Origin of the sequence: Pseudoalteromonas rubra, from assembly GCF_000238295.3 — a bacterium.
In the GTDB taxonomy this organism is placed as follows: Bacteria; Pseudomonadota; Gammaproteobacteria; order Enterobacterales; family Alteromonadaceae; genus Pseudoalteromonas; species Pseudoalteromonas rubra.
This window is the reverse complement of sequence record NZ_AHCD03000035.1, coordinates 319,270-344,815: the sequence shown is the minus strand read 5'-3', so window position 1 is coordinate 344,815 and position 25,546 is coordinate 319,270. Positions and strand designations below refer to the sequence as shown.

Annotated in this window: 18 protein-coding genes; 9 read left to right on the top strand and 9 right to left on the bottom strand. The window is 48.0% G+C overall.

What is annotated here, in order from left to right; genetic code table 11:
• Window positions 1-90: 90 nt before the first annotated feature.
• From PRUB_RS12520 to PRUB_RS12485, 8 genes are all read left to right on the top strand, one after another.
• Window positions 91-1,257 carry a Gfo/Idh/MocA family protein gene (locus PRUB_RS12520; RefSeq protein WP_010384580.1) on the top strand — a complete coding sequence of 389 codons (1,167 nt, stop codon included), beginning with the start codon at window positions 91-93 and terminating at the stop codon, window positions 1,255-1,257.
• A complete protein-coding gene (locus PRUB_RS12515; protein WP_010384581.1) occupies window positions 1,250-2,317 on the top strand; it encodes a sugar phosphate isomerase/epimerase family protein in 1,068 nt (355 codons plus the stop codon). Before PRUB_RS12520 ends, PRUB_RS12515 begins: the two co-directional genes overlap by 8 nt.
• Window positions 2,314-3,519 carry an MFS transporter gene (locus PRUB_RS12510; RefSeq protein ID WP_010384582.1) on the top strand — a complete coding sequence of 402 codons (1,206 nt, stop codon included), beginning with the start codon at window positions 2,314-2,316 and terminating at the stop codon, window positions 3,517-3,519. Before PRUB_RS12515 ends, PRUB_RS12510 begins: the two co-directional genes overlap by 4 nt.
• Window positions 3,509-4,117: a gluconate 2-dehydrogenase subunit 3 family protein gene (locus tag PRUB_RS12505; RefSeq protein WP_010384583.1), complete on the top strand. Its 609-nt coding sequence runs from the start codon at window positions 3,509-3,511 to the stop codon at window positions 4,115-4,117. Before PRUB_RS12510 ends, PRUB_RS12505 begins: the two co-directional genes overlap by 11 nt.
• Before the next feature lie 9 nt (window positions 4,118-4,126).
• Window positions 4,127-5,839, top strand: a complete 1,713-nt coding sequence (locus PRUB_RS12500; RefSeq protein WP_010384584.1) for a GMC oxidoreductase — start codon at window positions 4,127-4,129, stop codon at window positions 5,837-5,839.
• A gap of 18 nt (window positions 5,840-5,857) precedes the next feature.
• A complete protein-coding gene (locus PRUB_RS12495; protein ID WP_010384585.1) occupies window positions 5,858-6,757 on the top strand; it encodes a sugar phosphate isomerase/epimerase family protein in 900 nt (299 codons plus the stop codon).
• Window positions 6,758-6,939: 182 nt separating this feature from the next.
• On the top strand, window positions 6,940-10,581 hold the full coding sequence (locus PRUB_RS12490) for a PKD domain-containing protein (protein ID WP_010384586.1): 3,642 nt from the start codon (window positions 6,940-6,942) through the stop codon (window positions 10,579-10,581).
• 116 nt (window positions 10,582-10,697) lie between these two features.
• Window positions 10,698-13,334: a M9 family metallopeptidase gene (locus PRUB_RS12485; protein ID WP_010384587.1), complete on the top strand. Its 2,637-nt coding sequence runs from the start codon at window positions 10,698-10,700 to the stop codon at window positions 13,332-13,334.
• A gap of 79 nt (window positions 13,335-13,413) precedes the next feature.
• Here PRUB_RS12485 and PRUB_RS12480 read toward each other — a convergent pair whose 3' ends face one another.
• The 9 genes from PRUB_RS12480 to ald all read right to left on the bottom strand — a co-directional run bounded on the left by PRUB_RS12480 (window position 13,414) and on the right by ald (window position 24,907).
• Window positions 13,414-13,662, bottom strand: a complete 249-nt coding sequence (locus PRUB_RS12480) for a hypothetical protein (RefSeq protein ID WP_010384588.1) — start codon at window positions 13,660-13,662, stop codon at window positions 13,414-13,416.
• A gap of 11 nt (window positions 13,663-13,673) precedes the next feature.
• Window positions 13,674-14,519 carry a CsiV family protein gene (locus tag PRUB_RS12475; RefSeq protein ID WP_010384591.1) on the bottom strand — a complete coding sequence of 282 codons (846 nt, stop codon included), beginning with the start codon at window positions 14,517-14,519 and terminating at the stop codon, window positions 13,674-13,676.
• A complete protein-coding gene (gene mfd / locus PRUB_RS12470; RefSeq protein WP_010384592.1) occupies window positions 14,516-17,989 on the bottom strand; it encodes a transcription-repair coupling factor in 3,474 nt (1,157 codons plus the stop codon). The genes PRUB_RS12475 and mfd overlap by 4 nt, the downstream gene beginning before the upstream one ends.
• A gap of 116 nt (window positions 17,990-18,105) precedes the next feature.
• Window positions 18,106-18,996 (bottom strand): carbon-nitrogen hydrolase, encoded by an 891-nt coding sequence (locus PRUB_RS12465; protein ID WP_010384593.1) that lies wholly within the window; start codon window positions 18,994-18,996, stop codon window positions 18,106-18,108.
• Between the two features lie 5 nt (window positions 18,997-19,001).
• Window positions 19,002-20,045, bottom strand: a complete 1,044-nt coding sequence (locus PRUB_RS12460; RefSeq protein WP_010384594.1) for an agmatine deiminase family protein — start codon at window positions 20,043-20,045, stop codon at window positions 19,002-19,004.
• 54 nt (window positions 20,046-20,099) lie between these two features.
• The gene (locus tag PRUB_RS12455; RefSeq protein WP_010384595.1) at window positions 20,100-20,693 is read right to left on the bottom strand and encodes a PilZ domain-containing protein; all 594 of its coding nucleotides are present in this window, start codon (window positions 20,691-20,693) and stop codon (window positions 20,100-20,102) included.
• Between the two features lie 84 nt (window positions 20,694-20,777).
• Window positions 20,778-22,652 (bottom strand): methyl-accepting chemotaxis protein, encoded by a 1,875-nt coding sequence (locus tag PRUB_RS12450; RefSeq protein WP_010384596.1) that lies wholly within the window; start codon window positions 22,650-22,652, stop codon window positions 20,778-20,780.
• Window positions 22,653-22,812: 160 nt separating this feature from the next.
• Complete coding sequence (locus PRUB_RS12445) at window positions 22,813-23,649, bottom strand: HDOD domain-containing protein (protein WP_010384597.1); 837 nt, start codon at window positions 23,647-23,649, stop codon at window positions 22,813-22,815.
• 136 nt (window positions 23,650-23,785) lie between these two features.
• The gene (ald, locus tag PRUB_RS12440) at window positions 23,786-24,907 is read right to left on the bottom strand and encodes an alanine dehydrogenase (RefSeq protein WP_010384599.1); all 1,122 of its coding nucleotides are present in this window, start codon (window positions 24,905-24,907) and stop codon (window positions 23,786-23,788) included.
• 139 nt (window positions 24,908-25,046) lie between these two features.
• Between ald and lrp the strand changes: the two genes are divergently transcribed.
• Window positions 25,047-25,526: a leucine-responsive transcriptional regulator Lrp gene (lrp, locus tag PRUB_RS12435; RefSeq protein WP_010384600.1), complete on the top strand. Its 480-nt coding sequence runs from the start codon at window positions 25,047-25,049 to the stop codon at window positions 25,524-25,526.
• Window positions 25,527-25,546: the final 20 nt, after the last annotated feature.

Genomic DNA, 25,546 nt, shown 5'->3' with positions numbered 1-25,546 from the left:
ATTATTGTCCGATTTTGACCTAACGCATATATTCACTTCCTATTTACCATTGTTGCGATATCAGAAAAATAAGACAGCAGAATTAAGTAAATGAAAAAAATTAAGATGGGAATGGTCGGCGGCGGCCCGGACGCCTTTATTGGGGCTATACATCGAATGGCAGCGCAGCTTGATGGACAAATCGAACTGGTATGTGGCGTATTCAGCAGTACGCCACAACGCTCATATGAATACGGAAGACACCTGGGTTTAAAGGCATCTCGCTGCTATCGGCATTTCAATGACATGCTGGAGCAAGAGTCGTCATTGCCAGAGGGCGAGAAAATGGAGCTATTAGCCATAGTGACGCCAAACCACCTGCACTTTCAAATGGCCAGCGATGCGATTAAACATGGTTTTCACGTGATTTCAGATAAACCAGCCACCATCTCATTGGCACAGGCACTTACCTTGGCTCGTCAGCTTGCCTGTTCTGACGTGTTATATGCGCTGACCTATACCTATACAGGCTATCCAATGGTCAAAGAAGCGAGATATCGGGTACATGCAGGTGAGTTAGGAACAGTTCGCAAAATTATTGTTAGTTATCAGCAGGGCTGGCTGAGTGGTAAAAACGCTGAGAGTACAAAACAAGCTAGCTGGCGACTTGACCCTGAACAGGCTGGGTTAAGTTGTTGTATGGGCGATATTGGTGTCCATGCTGCTAACCTGGCCGAGTACATCTGCGGTCAGGCTATCACGCATGTATGCGCGGATCTTGATACAGCTTACGAGCATAGGGCACTGGATGATGATGGCACAGTACTACTCAGATTTGGTGATGAAATCAAAGGTGTATTGCTGGCCAGTCAGGTAGCAACAGGAGAAGAGAACAACCTTTCCATCAGTGTTTATGGAGATAAAGGAAGCCTAAAATGGCAGCAGCAATCCCCTAACAGCCTGACACTCAGATATGCTGACAGCTCGATGCGGGTTATCCGTAGTGGGGTTGCCAATGAATCCCCCCTTGCTATTGCAAACACAAGATTGCCGGCAGGTCACCCTGAAGGGTATGTAGAAGCCTTTGCCAATTTATATCGTAATTTTGCAGCGCAAATTCGGGCGAAAAAATCAGTTCAACTACCTTGTGACAGTGCACGAGACGTACCCGGGATTAAAGAAGGGATCCGGGGGATGGCGTTTATCGATAGTGTCGTGCGGGCCAGTGAATCATCACAAAAATGGCATGCCGTTCAGGGAGCGCAATTACATGACTGAAATTAAAGGGCCAGGCATCTTTTTAGCTCAATTTATCGAGGATGAGGCGCCATATAATTCATTGGAAGGGCTTGCAGAGTGGGCATCAAGCCTGGGATACAAAGCGATTCAGTTGCCAACACACATTGGCTCTCTTTTTGATTTAGAGTGCGCAGCCCAAAGCAAAGATTACTGTGAGCAGATTAACGCACTGCTGGCTCGTTACAACCTTGTAATTTCAGAACTTTCAACACATATACAGGGACAACTAGTGGCTGTAGCCCCATGTTATGTTGAGATGTTTGCCGGATTTTATCCAAACACCCTGAATAATGATCCCGACTCTATTTCTTTGTGGGCGAGTGAACAGCTTGCGCTTGCCGCTCAGGCCAGTAAAAATTTAGGGCTCAGTGCACATGCCACTTTTTCCGGCGCACTGCTTTGGCCCATGGTTTATCCCTGGCCTCAACGGCCAGCCGGTTTGGTAGAGCAGGGGTTTGAAGCACTTGCGCGGCGTTGGATGCCGATCCTTGAGGTATTCGATATTGCAGGGGTAGACGTTTGTTTTGAACTGCATCCCGCGGAAGATTTACATGATGGAGCGAGTTTCGAGGCGTTTCTCAGACATGTTAACCATCATCCCAGAGCCAATATATTATATGACCCAAGCCATCTGCATCTGCAACAGCTGGATTATCTTGCCTTCATTGATTTGTATCACGACAGGATCAAGGCGTTTCACGTTAAGGATGCGGAATATCGTATCAATGGTCGAACCGGTGTGTACGGCGGATATCTTAGCTGGCAAGACAGAGCTGGACGTTTTCGCTCCCTTGGCGACGGTCAAATCGATTTTAGCGCAATCTTCAGCAAACTCACGCAATATGGCTTCGATGGCTGGGCGGTACTGGAATGGGAGTGCTGCATAAAAGATCCTTATATCGGTGCTTTGCAGGGGGCCCAGATCATTAAAGATCTTATCATTAAACCGACATCGAAAGCATTTGACGATTTTGTCGGCGGAGCCAGTTGTGAGATCACAAACCGGCGTCTCCTTGGGCTAGAGGAGCGTGAAATATGAGCAGGCAAGTCAAGCAATGGGCGTTTATTACAGCATGCGTTGCGCTGACAGTAACAGCGATGACTTTTGCTATCCGTGCAGGCATGTTGTCGCAGCTTAGCCTGGTATTGCAGCTGACCGACAGCCAGCTTGGCTGGGTTAATGCAATGGCATTTTTCGGATTTCCTGTAGCCACAATCGTTGGAGGTGCACTTTACAAAGTGCTGGGTGCTAAGCGGTTACTCATGATTGCATTTATTGGCCATATTTTGGGTTTATTGTGCACCCTGTTTGCCTCTGGATTCTACAGCCTGATGTTTGCAACCTTCCTTATAGGTCTGGCGAATGGCGCTGTTGAAGCAGGCTGTAACCCAATGGTTACCCAGTTATTTCCTGGTAAACAAACAACCATGCTAAACCGGTTTCATGTTTGGTTTCCGGGCGGTATCGTGTTGGGAGCGCTGGTTTCAATATCAATGACCTATTTGGGCCTTGGCTGGCAGTCTCAGTTTGCCTGCCTGCTTGTTCCGACTTTGCTATATGGCGCATTGCTTATTCGTTTACCCGACAACTTTACCGAAGAGCAGACGCCTGCGAATTCGCAGCGCCCTGCGTTAAAGGCGCTGTTTTCACCACTCTTTTTGTTCATGCTGTTGTGTATGACACTGACGGCGAGCACTGAGCTGTTAACCCAACAATGGATTGAGCGCATACTCCGGGAGTCCGGTGCTTCTGCCATGCTGACTCTGGCGCTGATCACTGGGGTTATGGCTGTCGGGCGTTATTTTGCAGGGCCTGTCATTAAGCAACTTAACCCACTGGGTGTGCTGCTCATGTCCTCTGTGACGGCGTATTTAGGGATCCGCTTTATGGCCATTGCCCAGGGCACAGAGGTGTATTACGCGGCTATCATTTTTGCCCTGGGGGTCACTTATTTTTGGCCCACTATGCTTGGATTTGTGTCTGAGAAGCTGCCCAGGACTGGTGCACTTGGCCTGGGAGTAATGGGGGCTGCTGGCATGCTTGCTGTTAGTATCTGGAACCCTGTTATAGGCCAGTTAATCGAGCGAGAGCAGGCACCAGGCACTCAAAATGCATTCGATACTTTAGTTGCTTTGAGTTACTTCCCACTTAGTCTGATTGTGGCTTTTGGACTGCTTTTGTTGGGCAGCTTCTATAAAGCCAGACGCCAAACTCCTAAAGAGGTATGCCATGACAGCTGAACACACTAATCAATCAAGAAGGCGCTTTTTACAGGGCGTACTCATTAGCTTGGGAGCTGGTCTGAGCCAGGGATTTATTGGTGAGAATGCGCTGGCAGCAGCGCTGAGTTATCGGATTACGCCTGACGGTGAACCCCATCAGGCCAGAGTGCTGAGTAATGAACAGCTGAAGCTGCTAAAGAGAGTATGCAACACTATAATCCCGGCGACTGAAACGCCCGGCGCTGGTGATATAGGCGTTCATGGTTTTATTGATCACTATCTATATCATTGCTACGACCTGAATGCACATACCCGTATGCGGGCGATACTGAGCGTTATCGAAACCAGCAGTCTGCGTATATATGGACATTCATTCGCACTGCTTAATGATGAAAAGCAAGTGGTTCACTTAACCCGGCTAGAGACCGCAGCCAAGCCGTTCTCAGAGCAGCAACGCGCTGATTTTAAACAGCTTAAGGCACTGGTTTGCTTTGGTTATTATACGTCAGAAACCGGAGCCAGTAAGGAGCTTGTATATCAGGCTTATCCCGGTGGATTCAAAGGTCAGGTTGCCTATAGCGGGCAAGCTGGCTATGGCTCATTGGCTTATTACTAAGGAGCTATGATGTACATCAAAGAATCAAAACAAACGTATGATGCCATTGTAATTGGCTCTGGGATAACGGGAGGATGGGCTGTAAAGGAATTCTGTGAAAAAGGCTTTAAAACACTGCTCATCGAGCGAGGGCGGGTTGTTGAGCATCGTAAAGATTACGTCGGCGAAGGTAAACCACCATGGGAACAGACGCTTCGTAGCAAAGTGCCACGGGCGGAGGTTGAACAGCAATATCATATTCAGAAAAATTGCTATGCCTTTAATGACAGTACTAAGCACTTTTTTGGCAATGATAAAGACTTACCTTTTGGAACGGCAAAGGGCACTGATTTTTGGTGGATCCGCGCCAATCAGTTGGGGGGTAAATCTTTATTATGGCATCGCTTTTCATATCGCTGGAGTGACTTTGACTTTAATGCGAATAAATTGGATGGATATGGAAATGATTGGCCTATTCGATATCAAGACCTGGTGCGCTGGTATTCCTATGTAGAGCGTCATGTGGGTATTTGCGGACAGAAAGAGTCATTGCCACAGCTTCCCGACAGTGAATTTTTACCTCCGTTTGATATGACGGCGCCTGAGTTATACATAAAACAACAGCTTGAAGCCGCTTTTCCTGATAGAAAGCTGATCCACGGCAGGCAGGCACATTTGACTAAACCCAGCACACATCATCTGGCTCAGGGCCGGGGACAGTGTCAGGCGCGTAATGAATGCCAAAAAGGTTGTTCCTTCGGTGCATACTTCTCGACGCAAAGCTCAACACTTCCAGATGCAGCGAAAACCGGAAACTTACATATAGCGCCAAATAGCGTGGTGCACAGCCTGATCTACGATGCCATCAGCAATCGCGTTAAAGGTGTGCGAGTCATAGATAATGATGACCTGTCACAACGCGAGTATTTTGGCAAAGTGGTGTTTTTATGTGCATCTACGCTGGGTTCTACACAAATCTTGCTTAATTCTCGTAATAAGGCTTTTCCTAACGGCCTTGCCAATCGCTCTGGCGTACTAGGCCATTATCTTATGGATCATAACTATAACGCCTGGGCCCGAGCAGAGATCCCTGGCTTTGAAGACTCTTTTTATTCCGGCAGACGTCCAGGTGGCTTGTACATACCTAATTTCTACTTCAAGCCGGATCCGAAAAGACCATTCTTACGCGGATATGGCATGTCTGCGGGAGCTTATCGCGAGGACTGGAAGGCGTTGCAGCACAAGGATGGTATTGGTGTCGCATTCAAACAACGGTTACAAAAGCCTGGAAAGTGGCAGTTCTGGCTGGGGGCACAGGGAGAGATGTTGCCCCGATTCGAAAACAGTGTGCAACTGCACGCATTTAAAAAAGACAAATGGGGTATACCACAGCTTGAGATTAACTGCCGTTTCTCAGAAAACGAGCGACTGATGATGCTGGACGCCGCAGAGCAGGGCCAGGCAATGTTAGAAAAGATAGGCCTGGAAAATGTTTCTTCCGGCCTGCATGACAAACCGCCCGGATCAGGGATCCACGAACTGGGTACAGCCAGAATGGGCAAGGATCCGAAAGACTCTGTACTTAACGGTTTTAACCAGAGTCATGATATTCCAAATCTATTTGTTACTGACGGAGCGAGCTTTTGCTCATCCGCGGTGCAAAACCCCAGTCTGACATTTATGGCATTAACAGTCAGAGCTGTGGACTACGCGGCGAAAGAAATCGCCGCAAGACGTATTTAAAAAATAAGGATACTTACTATGACGTTTTTTAAACGCTTTCTCACAACGCTGGTATGCACGGGGTTGCTAACTGCATGTAACGCGCAAAAGGATGCTCACGGCGAAGACAATCAAGCGGTTTTGCGCCTTGAACGGTCACAGATCCCCGCAATTAGTGTGCAGTTATGGTCCGTCAACCATACGCTGAAAAAGGACTTTAAGGGCACTTTAGAAGCTATTTCGGCAATGGGGTTTGATGCGGTTGAATTTGCCGGAGACTTTGGCCCTTATCACAATGATCCGCAGGGGTTAAAACGTTATCTGGATGCTCTTGGTCTTGAGGTAAGTGGTGCACACGTAAAAATGCGTGATTTAACCGACGATAAGTTTGAACAGACAGTGGCTTTTTATCAGCAGTTGGGCAGTCCTATGATGATAGTGCCCAGTGATAAACGGGCAGAGCAGGCCGAAACCATAGAATCTTTTGTAGCGGAGCTGAATGAAGTAACGATAAAAATGCGGGCTAAAGGTATGCGTTTTGGTTTTCATAACCATGACCGCGAGCTGGTGCCTTACAAAAACAGCACGTACTGGGATTATATTGCTGCAAATACGCCCGAAGATTTTGTATTGCAACTGGATGTGGGCTGGGCCGAGTACGCTGGAAAAGATCCCGTGGCGTACATTAATCGCTATCCGAACAGAACCATTACTACGCACTTTAAAGCCAAATATCCAGCAACAGTGACAAATAAGAAACCCCTAATCGGACAGGATGTAACTAACTGGCCCGCGGTGATCTACGCCAATGTTAAAAGTGGTGGGACACAATGGCTAGTGCTGGAGCAAGAAGAATACCCGGACGGATTAACTCAACTAGAGGCGGTTCAGGTATCAAAGCAAGGATTGGACGACATCATTGCACAACTGACTAATTAGGTCAGCGCACAACGACATAATTTAGACCTTTTTCCATTGTGAATGCCACGAAGAGGGCATAGCAGTCGGGTGCGTGATTGCACCCAAAGTTACACCAGAACAACAAAGCATATCAGCCCGTACCGTCAGTCATTGGGCGGGCTGTACAAAGCACTACATATCAACAACAAGGATACAACAAGATGAAGAAACGCATTATTGCGGGGCTATGCTCGTTTAGTGCCTGCATTGCACCTTTAGCAGTGCACGCAAGCGTCAAACATGCCAACACCGTGACGAACGCAGTTGAAGCGAAACTTGCGCACAATGAGTGGCCTCAGGACCCGCTCGTACCCAGCTGTGGCGCAGACCACAATGGTCAGGACTGGGCAAAATTGCAAAAATCTACAGCTAAGCAACCTGTGGGGTTGATGGCACCATTTGCACAGCCCATGATGGTAGCAGCGCAAAGTGCGCCATTGTCGCCCGAGCTATTGCGCAATAGCACCGCAGTGGCGGGGCGCTACTATATCCCAGTTGTGTTCCATGTATACGGTGACGCCTACAACTGCAGCGATGCCAGCCAGAAGTGTCTGACTGACGAGAAAATACAGGATGCGCTGACTAAGTTAAATAATGACTTTCTGGGATTGTCGGTTGACTCACCTGAGGTCTCTCCTCAGTTTCAGGCGATCCGTGAAAATTTGAATATCGAATTTGTGCTGGCGGGTAAAGACCCTCAGGGCAACCCGACTAATGGCATTGTTCGCTATAGTCACGATCAGACCGGCTACGGTAACCATGATGATGAAACGCTGGCGAAAATACAGGCTGATGCCTGGGACAACTTCAGTTATATGAATGTGTATCTCATGCATGACTTGTATGATGATGGTAAGGAGACTAATTCCGGTGTTGCCTGGTATCCGGAATTAGCGATGACTGAGGAAAATACCGCACGAGTCGTCTATAACGGCCATTATGTAGGTAACAACACCAGTGAAAATTTTCGCTCGGTACTGACCCATGAATTTGGCCATTGGCTTAACCTGATCCACACCTTTGAAACTAAGCAGTGTTCAATTACGAACGAAGCGTTCTGTGATTCAACCGGAGACCGTAGCTGCGATACACCGCAGATGTCTATGCCCAATGAAATGCAGAACAATGCGCCTAACTGCCTGGGACAGGCTACCAATACCGAAAATTTCATGCACTACTCAGACAACTACGCCATGTTTACGCGTGAGCAGGTATCTCGCATGACTGCGGCACTACATAACCCTGCCAGAAACACCTTGTGGTCTAACGATAACCTGATCAAAACAGGTCTGTCTCAGTATGTCAGCGACTCAGGTCATCCGTGGGATGGTAACTCGGGGTTAGATGTGGAACCGCAGGGAGAGGTACTGGCCAGTTATCAAATTCCTTTTGCAGGCAAAGATACGGTGGAGACTTTTGAGATAAACTTGCCGTATAACGCGCACAATATCTTGTTCTATCTCAATGGTCACAGCGAAGATCCGGATTTGTATGTATCAAAAGGGCAGGTACCAACACCACCTGCCAATGCGGAAGATCAATGGGTAGCCGATTTGATATCTTTCAACAGTCCTGGAGACAGTGAAGCGGTTACGGTAGATACACCCGATGTCCATTCCCCCTATTTTGCCTCGGTTCATGCATTTACTGCCTACAGCGATACCACGCTGAGTGTGATCCAAGGTGCAGACCCTTACCTCAATGAGGGGGAGCAGCGTTATTCCTTGTTTAAACTCGATGGCCTATGGGCGAATAAGCACAATGCTTCCTGGCCGGACCGTGCCGGTAAAACCTTTGACTTCCAATTCAGTGTACCGCAAGAGGCTACCCGTACTGTGGTTGTCGTCCCTGGCGGTTATCAGGGGCCGAAGATGGCAGATGGGTCAATCAAGAGAAATGGCGATTTGGATATGTACGTGGCCAAAGACAGAGCTGTCTCAAAAACACAGTTTGATTGTCGACCTTTCACCTGGAAAGGGATCACGGAATACTGTGAGTTTGAGGGGGGTGGTGATTTTGATGTGATCATCGATCCCTTTGAAACTTACACCAATGCCAGCATTCAGGTGTATTACGAAATAGCAGATACGCAAAACCAACTACCATTCGCGAATATCAACGGCCAATCGCGCGCAGAAGCGGTAGGTCACGCACTTGAGTTTTCAAGCGCTGGGTCTAACGATCCAGATGGTGAGATAGTCTCATTTCTGTGGGATTTTGGCGATGGGACGCAAAGCACTCAAGCAGAAGTCGACCATATTTATACAATGACCGGTACTTATCCGGTTAGCCTTACGGTTACTGATAATGCCGGGAATCAAAGCACAGCACATGCCAGCGCAGTGATCACTGAGCTATCGCCAGAGGATGCACCTTTGTGCAATGAGTGTGAACGTATTTACCTGGCCGATGAGCTAAACCTGGCAGCCAGAACTGGTGGACAGGCTTATAGTTTTGAATTTGCAGTGCCGGATGCTGCGTCTCTGGTAACTTTTGAGCTGGTGGAGCGTTACAGTGGAGACCCGGATATTCATGTTAGTCGAAATCAGGCCGTGTCCAAGTCTCAGTATGACTGTCGTCCCTGGGAAGCGCCAAATCAAACCGAATTATGTCAGTTCGAGCAAGGCGGTATATATCACGTGATGATTGACCCGTTCAAGGATTATGAATCGCTGCGCTTCAAAGCGTACTATGATATCCATCGTGATGCTGACCGTTCAGCACCGAACCGTTTACCGATAGCCAACGCTGGTGGTAACCAAATCGTCAGAGCCGGGGAGCTGGTTTTGCTGGATGGACGTCAGTCGAGCGATCAGGATGGCGAGCTTGTTACCTATCTGTGGGATCTTGGGCATGGCACGACTCAGGTGGGTGAGACTATCAGTCATCACTTCGAACGTGCTGGCAGTTACCCCGTGAGCCTTACTGTGACCGATGATAAAGGCGCGAGCAGCAGCAAACAGGTGATCATTCGGGTATTGCCAATTGGTGACTTTGATGAAGATGGCAATGTTGACAGTGATGACATCAGCGCGGTGCGCGCCGCTATTGCAGCAAACCTGCCATTGGACAGCTCGTTTGATATCAATGGCGATGGCGTGATCGACAACGCTGATGTAACCGAACTGACTGCTTTGTGTAGCTTTGCAAATTGCTCCAACATTCCACCGCCACCTCAGCCTCCATTTGCACAGGCCAGTGTAGTAACGAGCGACATTCAAATTGGCCAGTCAGTGGCGTTCAGTAGTGCGGGCTCGGACGATGAGTATGGTCAGATCACAGCTTTCCACTGGGACTTTGGTGATGGCGCACAAAGCGACTTTGCCAACCCAAATCACAGTTACGCACTAGCAGGCGTATATCAGGCAACTTTAACGGTCACCGACAATGACAATATGACAGCCAGCGCAGTTGTCACAGTAATCGTTGACCATCCGCCCCTGACTAACGCTTGCACGGGCTCAGATGGTTCAGCGGTGAGACGTCTGACTCCGAGTCAACCGCACTGCATCAACAGCACCCGAGGCTATTCATTTGCAGGAATGGATCGCGGTCCAAAAACAGTTGCTGTTACATTGATTAATGCGCCCGCAGATACCCGTATTTACTTTGGTGACGGTCACTGGCCCAAATCAGATGGCAGCGATCATGACGCGGTGTCTGTGACAGACGCTGATCAGCAATGTCTGTTTTATGAAATCACAGACCAATCTCGCTACTGGGGCTATCTGGTGATGTCAGGTAACCCGCTTGGCGCCACAATCGTTGTTGATTATGACGTTGCTGGTTGCCGCCCACACTAATCCCTGAAGACTTAAGCCACACCTTGTGTGGCTTATTTATTTCTACATCCATCGGGCACTGTCTTGAGGGTTAACTGTGCCTGGAATATAACAATATAATTAAATGAGACAACAACATGTATAAAGTAATCAAGATGACACCTCTGGTCATCGCGCTAAGCTCAGCCTCTGGCTGGGCGCATGGTGACAGAGAAACAGCGACACCCATAAATGACTTTAATGCTGTCGACGTTGCGCATATCCATGCCGATACTGAGTATAAAGCGGATGCAATGCACAGTAACAGGCAAATCACACCGAAAACTGAACAGCCTTTTGCAAGTCGTGTTTTTATGTCTTTCAGTAATGCGCTTTCGACTTCAACCGTTTGCCCCGATGAGGTATTCAGCCATCTCAGTGGTTCAGTTTTTCTGGAGGCGATAAGACGTCATGGTAAAGTCTGTATCGATACCTTGTTTAATGATAAGCCTGAAACTCTGACTCTGGGGGCCTACACAGATGCTAACTTTGCCACCGTTATCAATGAACTGAATAACCGCTTGGTTAACTACGATGGTCAGACTGATGTTCCCTACCTTAGCGATCTGTTTTATTGGCTAAAAGCCTATGCGTATTACGACTTCAGACGTTTTGTGAACCCGACGACACAGCAAGCTATGGTTAGTGCTATCAATACTCTCTATGCCAGTGATCATTTCTTTGATAAAACAGAGACCAACGCACAATTGATCCGCAGTGCGACAGGCATCATTAAAAATGCACAAATAGGTCAGTTTCTGGTGCCACTGACGCTTGGTCTGTTAGCCAGATACGATGAATCCTATGAGCAAATTAATGACTGGGGGCGCTCAGCAACCCCTTTGTTCTGGCAAGTTCTGAATGACTGTGCGCGTGATACAAGTTGTCGTTCACAACAGCATACACACGCTCTGATAGATGCAATTACGGGTTTCATTAATGACAACCTCAATTGGCTGAGCAAGTCAGAAAATGATTACCATTTGTTCAACCTAGGGTACCAGCTGGTTAATTTTTATCGTGGAGAACAAGATCCTCACTTTGCCCAGTTAGAATCCAAATTACAAACTGAGATCACACGCATACTGAACAGCTACGGGCCGCTCAAAACCAACCGTGAACGAACGCTATATCTGGCTGTACTCGAATCGATCAATTACAACCGTCAGTGTGACGCTTACGCGGTGTGTGACAAGCCACAGGAAATTATTTCGCAGGTACTAGGCAATCGTCTGATGTGTCCGTCAGGCAATCTGTTTATCTGGGCGCAGGATATGACTGCGGAGCAGCTGGCATGGACTTGTAATTCGCTCAAGGCTCATGAAGACCACTTTCATCAACTGTTGCGTACAGATCGGGTTCCGGTTACACCGGATGACAACGACTCGCTCAGAATGGTGATATTTAATGATAAAAAAGAGTGGGTCACGTACGGTGGAGTGCTGTTTAATGTCAGCACTAACAATGGGGGAACTTATCGGGAGGGAGATCCGTCCGCGCCGGGCGATCAGGCTACCTTTTATGCTTATGAACACGTATCTGAGCGGCCGGTTTTTGACATCTGGAATCTGCGGCATGAGTATGTTCATTATCTGGAAGGGCGTTATATCTCAAAAGGCGACTTTCATGACAGCAATAGCGCGGGTCGTACAGTCTGGTTTGGTGAAGGGATTGCGGAATATAGCTCGCTGAAGAACTGTAACCCTTATGCTGTTGAAGAGGCCAGAAAGGGGACTTATTCACTTTCCACTATATTTAGCAACGAGTATGGAGTGGGGCAAACACGGATCTACGACTGGGGCTACCTGGCAACACGCTTTATGTACGAGCAACAAAACGCCGCGTTCTTCGATATGCTGACATTGTTTAAGGAAGGCGACTTCGCGCGCTACCGCTCTGAGCTGGTAGACAAATGGGTCGCTCAGAAGTTGTATGACGACCAGTTTGCAAACTGGCTGGGACAAGTAGATTCGACAGGGTGTGTTATTGACACCACGCGTCCTCCTTCACCAGTGGAGCCTGTGAATGTTGATGACATTCAGGGGAGTGATCAGGTTGGCATCAATGCCTGTGGGGTGCAATCAGCGTCTGACAGAACTTTGGCGGGTCAGGCCAGGTGTTTGTCAGGTACAGATACCCGACAGCTAAAAGAGTACCCTATTTACGTGCCCGAAGGGCTGCAAAACGTTTCTCTGGAGATCACGCTACGTCATGGCACGGGCAATGCGGATCTTTACTATGAGTATGGCCGTCCGGATAACGGCTGGCGTTATACCCATGAATCAACAGGGCCCAATAATGATGAAACCCTGGTTTTAGATAACATCGAAAAAGGTTGGCACTATATTGCGGTTGGCACTGAAACAGGCTATCAAGATGCCACTTTGTTAGCCCGTTATATTCAGCAGCCTATTACAGGTGAAAATGAACTGCAAAATGGGGTTGCTGTTCCCGTCAATGTGTCTGATAGCGGTCAACTGATGTATACCATGGCGGTGCCTGCTGGTGCGACTAATATTACCTTCAACACCACAGGCGGAACAGGGGAGCTTGACTTACATGTGAAGTTTGGTAACGAGGCAAGCAAAACTGACTATGACTGTCGTCCCTGGAAAGTCGGTAACCGTGAAACCTGTTATTTTAGTACAACGAGTGGCGGGGTTTACTATATCCTGCTGAGCGCCGACCCCATGTTTAGCGGAGCTACGCTGACGGGGCGTTATGACATTAATTAACCTGTAACTCTTACTGACAGAGCCAAAACTGAAAACCCGGCATCATTGCCGGGTTTTCAGTTTTGGCTAGCAAAAATGCTTATTCCAGCCCTTTTTTGCTGTACAGCGTCACTTTATCCGAAACCAAAGTCACTTTAATGTGTTTGCTGTCGTTGCCCCAGGTGCAGTTGGTGTGCAGGGTTTTTTCTTCGCATTGATCTGCAGATCCCAGAATTTGTTCCAGCTCAGTTTTGTCCATACCCACTTCGATTTTATCGTAGTTTTCCATGCTTACTTTAGAGCAGGCGGCCAGGCCGAGGAGCAGAGTCAGGGTTAAAATTTTTTTCATAGTAGTTTCCGTCAGTGTCTGTATTTTCTGATTTGGAAGATGATCCCCATTTTGGGATGATCTAAATAATGAATGTCGCCGCTGTATACCCGGGTAAACTGAGACATTCTGGCGCTTTGCAGGTCGCCTTCATCACTTTTGTAATGATAGTCAAAGTTACTGGTAACATATAAATAATGCCGTATGTGGATTTTCATCCAGCCCTGTAGCTGCCACAGTGTCGGATCTTGTTCCTTTTGTGCAACTTGTTTGGGTTGGCTCAGCAGGCTGATAAAGCCATCGTCCGGGGCACCTAAACGGGCCACATAGCTGGCGGGTTGCTCAAACTTTTGCCCGCCATAAACGAGTATATTTGGGGCGCGCTTTTTACTTTGGTCGGGAAAGCGCCAGCCGGTATGCAGAATTGGTTCCAACCCTTTCTTTTTTAACTTATTGAGCACGCTGTCAAATTTAAGCTGCTCTTGGTTGAGCAAGTAGATGCTTTGTTTATGGTCCTGCGGCTCTGCGTGGGGCGTAAGCGGCAGTTGTTGATACTGCGCCATATAGTCAACGCCATCGGCGCAGTGCCAGGATGCATCTTGTTGAACAAAGCGGCTGGTAACAGTGCGCGGATCAAAGCGACTGTCACCATTGAGACAAGCCTGCTGGCCGGCACTGTTGTAGCCTTTAGTGAGCAGGTCCAGTGTTCGGTTTAAATCCAGCTCGGGATTTTCAATCGTAAAATCCTCTTGCAGTTGCTCGTTATCCTGCTGAGCGAAGGCGATCAGCTCAACTTCATACCAGCGTTTTGCGCTGGCCGAAGCTGAGGCCAGCAGCGCAGCGCTCAGTAATGTCAGGGAAAGGGCTGTCCTTATCATGCCACCGCCTTTTTCTGAAAGTCGTCAATCATTGCATTTACCAGTTTTAAACGTTCCTGCCCATTTTTCTCTTCGATATTAAAGCGCAACTTGCTGGCACCTTCCATGCGGTACACAGTCGGGTTGCTTTGTATCAGAGCAATGATGAATGTCGGGTTAACCGTGGTACTGGCACTGAACTCAAAGTAGCCGCCTTTTTGGTTGGCTTCCACTTTGGTGATCCCCAGTTTAGCCGCTTTTGATTTCAAAAGTTGAATACTAAAGAGGTTTTTCGCGGCATCCGGCAGTAATCCAAAGCGGTCAATCAGCTCGACCTTCAGCTCGTCCTGCGTGTCTTCATCATTGGCGCTGGCAATACGCTTGTACATGCTCAGGCGCATGTTTACATCATGGATATAGTCATCAGGCAGCAGTGCTGGGATTTTCAGGTCCACATCGCTTTGCTGTTGTAACAGATTCTCCAGGGTTGGCTCTTTTCCGTCTTTAAGTGCTTGTACAGCCTGCTCAAGCATTTCCATGTAGAGGGTAAAGCCGACGGTTTGGATCTGACCGCTCTGTTCATCACCCAGTAGTTCACCCGCGCCCCGGATCTCCAAATCGTGCGTCGCCAAGGCAAAGCCGGCGCCGAGGTCTTCAAGTGATTCAATGGCCTGAAGTCGTTTTACGGCATCTTTGGTCAGCGTCTGGCTGTTGCGGGTCAGCAGGTAGGCATAAGCCTGATGGTGACTGCGACCAACCCGGCCACGTAACTGGTGCATCTGTGCCAGACCTAGCTTATCGGCACGGTCCATGATGATGGTATTAGCTGACGGGATATCGATACCGGTTTCTATGATGGTGGTACACACCAGCACATTGTGTTTCTGATGATAAAAGTCACTCATCAGCTGTTCGAGTTCTTTTTCGCGCATCTGGCCATGGGCGATGGCAATGCTGGCCTCAGGCACCAGTACGGCAATGTCGGCTGCCGTTTTATCTATGGTTTCGACATTATTGTGTAAGAAGTACACCTGACCGCCGCGTTTAATTTCCCGCAGGATGGCTTCGCGGATCACCTCGTCGTTGCGCTCCTGCACAAAGGTCTTCACTGCCAGGCGTTTTGCGGGTGGTGTTGCAATGATTGACAGGTCGCGCATGCCACTCATGGCCATATTCAGGGTTCGTGGAATAGGTGTTGCTGTGAGCGTGAGTATGTCTACGTCGGCGCGTAGCTGTTTGATCTTTTCTTTTTGTCTTACCCCGAAGCGGTGCTCTTCGTCGACAATCAATAAGCCCAGATCTTTATACTTGATGCTCTGTTGCAGCAGTTTGTGGGTGCCGATCACAATATCAAGCTGGCCGTTTTCAAGCTTGTCGAGGGTGTCTTTTTGCTCTTTCGTGCTGTTAAAGCGGGATAATACACCGACCTCAATGGGCAAGGAGGCAAAGCGGTCGCGGAAGTTCTCATAGTGCTGCTGTGCCAGCAAAGTAGTGGGCACCAGCACGGCAACTTGTTTGTTGTCATTTATCGCCACAAAGGCCGCACGCATAGCGACTTCTGTTTTACCAAAACCAACGTCACCACACACCAGGCGATCCATTGCCAGTGGGGTTTGCATATCTCCCAGTACGGCGTCAATGGCGTTACGTTGATCGTCAGTTTCTTCAAACGGGAAGGTATCACTGAATTCGCGATAGGCCTGGCCGTCGAGTTTGAATAAATGACCCGGCTTGCTTTGACGTTTAGCGTAGATGTCCAGCAGCTCTGCAGCAACATCTCGGACTTTTTCCGCGGCGCGGCGTTTGGCTTTTTCCCAGACGTCAGAGCCGAGTTTATGCAGCGGGGCTGAGGCTTCTTCCCCCCCGGAGTATCGGCTTAGCATGTGTAGTGCAGATACGGGCACATAGAGCTTGGCCTCATTGGCATAAATGATGGTCACAAACTCTGTGGCAACACCCGCGGCATCAATGGTCTGCAGGCCAAGGTATCGACCGACACCATGGTCCAGGTGGACAATTGGCTGGCCTTCTTTGAGCTCTGCCAGGTTGCGTATAAGTGCATCCTGGCCTTGATCGTATTTGTGTTTACGACGGCGCCGCTGTGACACTTTAATACCCAGCAATTCTTGCTCAGTCAGAATACTTAAAGGCTTGTTTCCGTCGAGCATGACAGAGCGCTCAAGCGGACTGACGATCAGGCCCACGTCGTTGCGCGCACCGGCGAAATCTGCAAAATTATCGAACTCTTTGAGCTTCAGGCCACTTGGCTTGAGTAAGGTCATCAGAGATTCGCGGCGACCATCCGACTCCACACTGAATAACACCCGGCCTTTATTCTTTTTCTGTTCGGTAATGTAATCCAGCAGTGGCTTGTAGGGATCAGTCTGTTTGTGGTCAACACGGACATCAGTCACCAGCTGAGCGCTGAGATTGGTATGCCCGGCCTTGGTGCCCAGGCTAGCTTCACTCAGGCGAATTCTCGGGTAACGCGAAAACCCTTCAAACAGGGTTTCGACGTTCTGATAAAGGCGCACTGGCTCCAGCAGTGGGCGCAATGGGTCAACCCGTCGGTTCTCATAGCGATTGTTGACGTCTAGCCAGAACTCGGAGGCTGCCTGTTCGATGTCACCCAGGTGCATAAATACGGCTTGTTCTGGCAGGTAATCAAAAATGGTTGCAATTTCTTCGTAAAATAGCGGTAGGTAATACTCAATACCGGCAGGCCAGTTGCCCCGGGTTACCTGCATATAAATGGAATCTTGTTCGCTACTCGCACCAAAGGTTTCCCGATACGCAATGCGAAAACGTTCAATGTCTTCGTCGTTGGTTGGGAATTCGTGTGCGGGTAATAAATCGATGGACTTTATTTGTTCGCTGGAGCGCTGCGTCTCAATATCAAAGAGTCGAATGCTGTCCAGTTCATCATCGAAAAAGTCGAGTCGGAATGGCGTGGTGCTGCCCATTGGGAACAGGTCGATAATAGAGCCTCTGACAGCAAATTCGCCATGCTCCATCACCTGCTGTACGTTACGGTATCCGGCCTGAGCCAGCGTTTCTTTGAGCTTTTGTGCATCCAGAGAGTCGCCGACCTTGAACTGTAAGGCATTACCATAAATAAATTCAGGTGGTGCAGTCCGCAACATTAACGTGGACACAGGCAGTAATAATACGCCCTGATGCTGATGACGCAGGGAATTCAGGCTGGCAAGGCGCTGCGAAATGATATCCTGATGAGGTGAAAAGTGATCATAGGGTAAGGTTTCCCAGTCGGGGAAAACATGAACTTTGTCCTCACCCAGTAAGTAACCTAACTCAGTCTCAAGGCGTAATGCGCTTGGCGTGTCAGGTGTCACCACCACAACCAGTGCATCATGCTGCCTGACGCCTTCACTGATGGCAATGGACATACTGCTACCGACCAGCTGGCCCCAATGGATTTTATCCTTTTGTGATTTGACCCAGGGAAGTTTGTTCCACTGCGCTGTTGCCATTCATATACTCCTGTTACTGCATGTTGTTTTTATTGCACTTAATGTAATTCGACTCGCGCTTAGCGATAATAGAGCAAAGCGGCCTGACGTTAAGCCGAGGCCGCAATGGGATGGGGTTAATCCCGGTAAATTTTGCACAGATCCTGATAATGGTCGATACGACGATCTCTCAGGTATGGCCAAATTCGTCTGACGGACTCACTGCGGCTCTGATCAAGTTCAACCACCAAAAGTTGTTCTTCAGATTCGCTGCCATGTGCCAGTAGTTCGCCCTGTGGTCCCGCGACAAAGGAGTTACCCCAGAACTGGATACCTTCACTTTGGCCACTTGGGTCGGCTTCGTGGCCAACACGGTTCACACTTAAAACGGGCAGGCCATTTGATACGGCATGGGCGCGCTGTGCGATCATCCAGGCATCGCGTTGACGAATTTGTTCGTCCTGCTCGTCGCGAGGGTCCCATCCTATTGCCGTCGGGTAAATCAGCATATCAGCACCGGCCATGGCCATTAAGCGTGCACCTTCCGGGAACCATTGATCCCAACATACCAATACACCCAGTTTACCTACTGAGGTTTGGATAGGCGTAAAGCCCATGTCGCCAGGTGTAAAATAGAATTTTTCATAAAAGCCCGGATCGTCAGGAATGTGCATTTTTCGATACTGACCGGCAATGCTGCCATTGGCTTCAAAGACAACAGCTGTATTGTGATACAAGCCGGTTGCACGTTTTTCGAAAAGCGAAGCGACAATTACCAGGTTCAGCTCTTTGGCGAGCTGACAAAATACATCGGTGCTTGGGCCCGGAATAGTCTCAGCCAGGTCAAACAGGTCAGTGTCTTCAGTCTGACAAAAATACAGGCTGCGGTGCAGCTCTTGTAATACCACGAGTTTCGCGCCCTGAGCCGCTGCATCGCGGATCCCGGCAATGGACTTATCCAGGTTGTTTTGTAAATCGGCGCTATTACTGTGCTGAACCAGTGCGACTTTCAACGTGTTGTTACTCATTAAAATTAGTCCTGTTTTAAAAATCCGGCGGGTAGCTGCATAGTGATACAGTGGAGGCTGCCAAACTGATGAATAATAGGCAGGCAGTCAATGCCAATGACGGTACGCTCCGGATGTGCGCTTTGCAATTGAGTCAGTGCGCGGGCGTCGTTGTCATCGCCGTAGAGCGGCATCAAAACGGTATCATTGATGATCAGATAATTTGCATAGGTGGCCGGCAAACGGTCGCCTTCATCATTGAATACGGCTTTAGGCCAGGGCAGGGCGACCAGGTTATATGGCTGGCCTTGTGGCGTACGGAATGACTTCAGTTGTGTCTCCATCGCGCTGAGGGCTTCATAATGCGCATCTTTTGGATCGTCGCAGCTGACGTATATCAGCGTATTATTAGGCGCAAAGCGGACCAGCGTATCAATGTGACTGTCGGTATCATCACCGGCCAGGAAGCCATGGTCTAACCAGAGAAACTGTTTGGCACCTAAAATCTCGCTCAGTTTTTGCTCTAGCTCGGTTTTAGTCAGGTGCGGATTACGATTTGGGTTAAGCAAGCACTCAGACGTGGTTAACAAAGTGCCTGCTTCGTCGATTTCAATCCCACCGCCTTCAAGCACCAGTTCGATAGCTTCATAGTGGTTTTGGGGGTTAACCACCTGAGCGTGCAGGTGCGCGTTAATCTGATTATCAAGCTCAGCTGCAAACTTGTTACCCCAACCATTAAAGGTGAAGTCTTTTACGGAGATTCGACCTGACGCATCTTGCGTAGTCAGTGGTCCATGATCACGGGCCCATGTATCGTTACAGGGCGCAACCACGAACACGATTTGTGTCATGTCGACATCGGCTGCTGTGAGTTTTTGTTCTATATGTGCTTTTAGCTCGGCATTGTGCGCTACGATGACGACCTTCTCAACTTGAGAGATCTGCTGACACAAAGCGATATAAACGGGTTCAACCTGGGGTAATATGTCTGCCCAGTCAGTATTTTGATGTGGCCAGGTAAGCATCACGGCATCTTGTGTTGCCCACTCGGGTAAAAGTGTAAAACTCATGGTGTAATCAATCAAAAATAGTAGACGACTAGTTTAGCACTGACAGCTTAGCTGTCAGCTATTTTGTTCATTTTCGTCAGGTGACTGACGCTTTTTTAACTGCCGGGTTTGGGCATGCAAGCTGGCGCGGACCAACAGTTCCTGATCATTATCGCGAATTTGAGTGAAGGCCAGGGTATAACGGAAGCCCGAATCAAGCGCTTCTTTATCTATTACCTGGGCATAACAAAATATGGCGCTGGCTTCGTGTTGTAAGAACACTTTGGTTCTGAAGTCCTGGCCAAGGCTATAGTCTTGTTCAAGTGTAGCTGTGATGCCACCACCACCATAGCTGTCACATCTGAGTAGTTCATCCTCAGGTTGTTCCGTGGCCAGAATATGACTCATGATCAGGTCGATTTTACGTGACTGGGCTTGCAGATACGCAGCCAAGTCGCTGGCAATATCACCCAGGTTTCGCAGTGGCCTCAGTGCATTTAGGTCCAGTTCATTAATTTCGTTTGCTAGCCTGAACAGAGGTGGAATGGCAGCTTCTAGTTGAGCCTGACTTTTGGGCACCATATTGGCGTCAACAGGGTACAGGTTAATCTGGTTGGACTCGGCAATCTGAAAATATTGCTCGAAAGTGTCTTTAAGGTCGCTATGCATATGCCGAAATGCTACTTATACTGTCTTTATATCCATATACTAGCGAGTTTTAACCTCACTCGCTAGTATTACTCAGTGGCAAGTTTACACCCTGAACTGTTCTAACATGTCTTCCTGCTTAGCAATTTTTTCTACCTGAGATTGCATTGTGTGGTCAACTGCTTTGGCTTCATCAAATACAGTGTCAGACAGGTTACGGATCTGCGAAGCATTATGATTAACTTCTTCTACTACGTGTTTCTGCTCACTGATCATATTGGCGATGCTGACATTTAAATCGACAATGCTGGCAATAGACTGTCGGATTGCATCCAGTGCCTCCCGGGTGTCATTAGCTTTGCTGACCGACTTTTCCACTATGGTCTGACTTTGATTCATAACACCAACCGCACTTTGAGCACCGCTTTGCAGCTGATCTATCATGGCTTTAATTTCGGTTGTTGCTTCTTGTGTACGTTGTGCCAGGGTTCTGACTTCATCGGCAACTACCGCAAAACCGCGACCAGATTCGCCAGCCCGTGCGGCTTCAATTGCAGCGTTTAGTGCTAACAGGTTGGTTTGCTCAGCAATCCCGTTGATAACAGATAATATCTGCTCTATGCCTGAGGACGATACTTCGAGTTCAGCGACAACATCCACAGCGCGTTTGATTTGCACAGACAAATCCGTAATGGCGTCGGTTGATTCTGCAACTATGGTTTCTCCATTGCTGGCGAGGTTGTCGGTGTTCTGAATGGCGTCGGCTGCCTGTTGTGCTGTGTTTGCAACTTGTTGTTCTGTGCTTGACATGTTCGCTGTGGCAGTCGTTAAAGTATTGAGGGCATTGAGTTGTTGCTCAATGGCCATGGTGGCCTGATTGGCCCCGGTAGACGTCTGCCGGGCATCTTCTAATACTTCATGTCCAAGTTGTTGAATATCAGCAATGAGCGTTTGCAAGCGGGAAGTAAAGCGGTTGAAGTTTTCAGCCAGTGACGCAAATTCGGGTTCGTTAGATGCCTCAAGACGAACAGTCAGATCTGCGTGTCCCTGGGCTATATTAGCCATCGCCACATTGATGTCTTCAAGGGGCTTAAGGAGCAAGTTAATGACCAATGACAATACAACAACGGCCGCAATCACTGCGATGAGTGAAAATAAAGTGGCGTCCTGAGCCATCGTATCGACAGCAGCAAATACTTTGTCTTTTTCGAGCGCGACACCCACATACCAATCCAAACCTTCGACGTCCTTAAAGGTGATCAAATAGGTGCGGTTATTCATCATAATTTCTTGCACCGTTTGAGACACCTGGGTCCGGCCTAAAAATTGACTTGCTTGCTGACCGTTTAACTCGGTATCGGGGTGCGAAATAATGGTGCCATCTTTACTCACCATAAACGCAAAACCAGAATCAAATAGTTCGAAAGAATTGATCATATTACCGAGTTTGGCGAGGCTGACATCAAAGAAGATAGCGCCATGGAAACGGCCGCCTTTCTTAACGGGTGTGCCAACAGATACCACAATTTCTTTACTCACTGAATCGGCATAAGGTGCTGTCACTATCAATTGATTAGCTTGTTTAGCGCCGGCGAACCATGGCCGCACCCTTGGGTCCCAGGTTGGTCCGGGATCCCATCCTGGATCGCTTGCAACATAGTTGCCGGTCGCGTCTTCGCCATAGCCAATCAACAGAAATGTTTCTTTTAATTTGGGTTGTGAGATCAAGGGCAGGGCTTGTTTAAGTGAGTCGCTTTGTTCGACCAGTCCAGTGGTCAATACTGCCAAATCAATGGCACCTTGCATCTGCGAGGTCACAGTGTTACTGATCCCCTGAATGATTTCTCCTACACTATCATTGACTTGTTGTTGTAAATTATCTTTCAGTAAAAAATACTGTTTAAGTGATAGTAATAACAGGGCCAGAAAGAGCACTGAGGCTGAGACGGCTATTACCTTAAATTTGAACTTCACAGGCATATCTCCTAACTGCTTCCCTTTATAAAGGTAAATCATTGAGGGAAACTTTCAATTATTTAGGCATTTAAATACAGTTTTTATTAGTTATAAGCGGATCTGCTGTGGTTAATTATCTCGGCCTATCGTGTTCTTATTTGTAGGTGCTGGGCGTGGAGTATCTCTATTCTGATGATTCACCCCACAACTCGTCGAGCTCTTCGTCAGAAATATCCAGATAATCCATGACATCGTCTTTGATTACTTGCCACTCCGGATTTTGTTCACTTACTGGGGTTGTAGCTAAATAGGTTTTATGGCGGGCAATTTTTAAAATCGACAGCAAGTCATTACCAATGTTATCCAACTCCCCGGACGTGAGAATACCGTCTACGTCATGTTGGTAGTAAATAACGTTAATCACGATCTTTGGCAGGCGCCACTGTTGAGCGAGTAACGCGCCTATAGTGCCATGGCTAGTGTGGTAGCGGGCAAACTCAAATTGACTGGCTTCGGTCCAGCCGTCTGTCTGCGCTTTATCCAGTACGTTTTGATAGTCATCAAAGTGCTGGCACAAAATGGGGATCCCAACGCCATGAAATAAACCAAGCATGTAGGCGTGATTTGCCAGCGCAGGCCGGTTAAGGCGGTTACAAATGAGAGAAGCGTGTTGACCAATATCGGACTGCGTTTCCCAGAAATCGCTTAGTGCAGCAGGTAAATCAACAGAAGACTTCAAAGCCACCGCTTTAACTAGCGGAATAAGCCGCTTTAAACCCAGTATCATGACTGCTTGTTCAATGGAGTCAATTTCGCGGCTGCGGCGAAAGGCAGCTGAATTCACTACCTGCAAAATAGCAGCACTGATCGCCACATCGCTTTGCAATATGTCTGAAATTTTAGTGATGTTGGGTTCCGGGAGCTTAGCTTCTTCTGAAAACTGCAACAGTGCCTGTGGTCTTGGCGGAATATTGACCGTTTTTAAAATGAGTTTTTCTTGCTGGGTGAGAGATATGGCCATGCAACGCTACCTTTACTACCTGACTATTATAAAAAGATAGACAATAAAAAGCGGTGCAGGCAACTCTCTTCGAGTCTGGCGTACAAAAAGCAAAAAGCCCCGCATAAGCGAGGCTTTGTAAACACAAAGTGTTTAATTATGCGTTGGCAAGCGCTGTACGTGCTTCAACGTATTCCATGTTAAAGCCTTCAGCAACTTCTTTACATGTGATCTGGCCTTTAATCACGTTCAGACCATTCAGGAAGTGCTCGTCAGACAATAGCGCCTCTTTGTAGCCCTGGTTTGCAAGCTTGATGATGTAAGGCAGTGTTGCATTGTTCAACGCGAAAGTAGAAGTGCGTGGTACTGCGCCTGGCATGTTTGCTACACAGTAGTGAACAACATCATCAACGATGTAAGTTGGCTCTGCGTGTGTTGTTGCTTTGGAAGTTGCGATACAACCACCCTGGTCGATAGCAACGTCAACGATTGCTGCACCAGGCTTCATTGCTTTGATGTGTTCAGCTGTAACTAGTTTAGGAGCAGCTGCACCTGGGATTAGAACACCACCGATCACTAGGTCTGCTTCAACAACGTGCTTCTCTAGCGCATCAACTGTTGAGTAGATAACTTTAGCCTGGCTGCCAAACTGTGCGTTTAGGCTACGCAGAACGTCGATGTTACGGTCAAGGATTGTTACGTCAGCACCCATACCAACAGCCATTTGTGCTGCGTTACGGCCAACCATACCACCACCGATCACAACGACTTTCGCTGGTTCAACACCTGGTACGCCACCCAAAAGCATGCCGCGACCCAGGTTTGACTTTTCAAGTGCCTGCGCACCCGCCTGGATTGACATACGACCAGCAACTTCTGACATAGGTGCCAATAGTGGTAAACCACCACGGTTGTCAGTAACAGTTTCGTATGCGATACAGATTGCGCCGCTCTTAACCAGATCTTCTGTCTGAGGCAAATCAGGTGCAAGGTGCAAGTAAGTGAATAGAATTTGGTCTTCACGTAGCATTGCGCGTTCAACAGCCTGTGGCTCTTTTACTTTAACGATCATGTCAGCTTGTTCGAAAACCTGTGCCGCTGTGTCACGGATTTCAGCACCAACCTGAATGTAATCTTCGTCAGTGAAACCAATACCGATACCTGCATTTGTTTCAACTATTACCTGGTGGCCGTGATTAATCAGTTCACGAACACTCGCTGGAACCATACCAACACGGTACTCGTGGTTTTTTATCTCTTTAGGTACACCAATAATCATAACAATTCGCCTCAATTAAGAACGGGGTAAAAATTTTCGACCATTATAGATATGGTTTGCTAGTATGTCCTACCTTTTTTAGTATAATGAATAGTTGATAACACTGTATTAAGTAAATATTCAGGATATAAAACTGATCATGCATACTCAGTTAGACAGAACCGATAGAAAGATTTTAGTTGAACTGCAAAAAGACGGACGAATTTCTAATGTAGAATTGGCAAGACGAATAGGACTGAGCGCTACACCTTGTCTGGAGCGGGTAAAAAAACTCGAACGCGAAGGCTATATAAAAGGTTATAAGGCCGTTGTTGACCCGGTGAAACTAGGTCAGGGCTTGTTGGTATTCGTTGAGGTCACAGTAAATAAAAATTCGCCAGATGTGTTCGATCAGTTTAATCAGGCGGTCAAACAACATGATGAAATTATTGAATGTCACCTTGTGTCTGGTAATTTTGACTACCTGTTAAAAACCCGAGTAACGGATATGTCCGAGTATCGCGGCGTTTTAGGTGAGATACTTTTAAAATTACCCAGTATTAGTGAAAGTCGCACCTATGTTGTAATGGAAGAAGTAAAAGGGGAGCAAGGTGAAGTGATAAAACCTTGTGCACCCTAGGGAAATTCTTGCTAAGGTGT

Excerpts from the sequence above, each read along its gene's own strand:
- PRUB_RS12480 (WP_010384588.1), bottom strand. The coding sequence starts at position 13,662 with ATGAAAAAAATTTTAACCCTGACTCTGCTCCTCGGCCTGGCCGCCTGC.
- ald (WP_010384599.1), bottom strand. The coding sequence starts at position 24,907 with ATGATTATTGGTGTACCTAAAGAGATAAAAAACCACGAGTACCGTGTT.
- PRUB_RS12490 (WP_010384586.1), top strand. The coding sequence starts at position 6,940 with ATGAAGAAACGCATTATTGCGGGGCTATGCTCGTTTAGTGCCTGCATT.
- PRUB_RS12450 (WP_010384596.1), bottom strand. The coding sequence starts at position 22,652 with ATGCCTGTGAAGTTCAAATTTAAGGTAATAGCCGTCTCAGCCTCAGTG.
- mfd (WP_010384592.1), bottom strand. The coding sequence starts at position 17,989 with ATGGCAACAGCGCAGTGGAACAAACTTCCCTGGGTCAAATCACAAAAG.
- PRUB_RS12520 (WP_010384580.1), top strand. The coding sequence starts at position 91 with ATGAAAAAAATTAAGATGGGAATGGTCGGCGGCGGCCCGGACGCCTTT.
- PRUB_RS12500 (WP_010384584.1), top strand. The coding sequence starts at position 4,127 with ATGTACATCAAAGAATCAAAACAAACGTATGATGCCATTGTAATTGGC.
- PRUB_RS12515 (WP_010384581.1), top strand. The coding sequence starts at position 1,250 with ATGACTGAAATTAAAGGGCCAGGCATCTTTTTAGCTCAATTTATCGAG.
- PRUB_RS12465 (WP_010384593.1), bottom strand. The coding sequence starts at position 18,996 with ATGAGTAACAACACGTTGAAAGTCGCACTGGTTCAGCACAGTAATAGC.
- lrp (WP_010384600.1), top strand. The coding sequence starts at position 25,047 with ATGCATACTCAGTTAGACAGAACCGATAGAAAGATTTTAGTTGAACTG.
- PRUB_RS12485 (WP_010384587.1), top strand. The coding sequence starts at position 10,698 with ATGTATAAAGTAATCAAGATGACACCTCTGGTCATCGCGCTAAGCTCA.
- PRUB_RS12495 (WP_010384585.1), top strand. The coding sequence starts at position 5,858 with ATGACGTTTTTTAAACGCTTTCTCACAACGCTGGTATGCACGGGGTTG.
- PRUB_RS12455 (WP_010384595.1), bottom strand. The coding sequence starts at position 20,693 with ATGCATAGCGACCTTAAAGACACTTTCGAGCAATATTTTCAGATTGCC.
- PRUB_RS12445 (WP_010384597.1), bottom strand. The coding sequence starts at position 23,649 with ATGGCCATATCTCTCACCCAGCAAGAAAAACTCATTTTAAAAACGGTC.
- PRUB_RS12505 (WP_010384583.1), top strand. The coding sequence starts at position 3,509 with ATGACAGCTGAACACACTAATCAATCAAGAAGGCGCTTTTTACAGGGC.
- PRUB_RS12510 (WP_010384582.1), top strand. The coding sequence starts at position 2,314 with ATGAGCAGGCAAGTCAAGCAATGGGCGTTTATTACAGCATGCGTTGCG.
- PRUB_RS12475 (WP_010384591.1), bottom strand. The coding sequence starts at position 14,519 with ATGATAAGGACAGCCCTTTCCCTGACATTACTGAGCGCTGCGCTGCTG.
- PRUB_RS12460 (WP_010384594.1), bottom strand. The coding sequence starts at position 20,045 with ATGAGTTTTACACTTTTACCCGAGTGGGCAACACAAGATGCCGTGATG.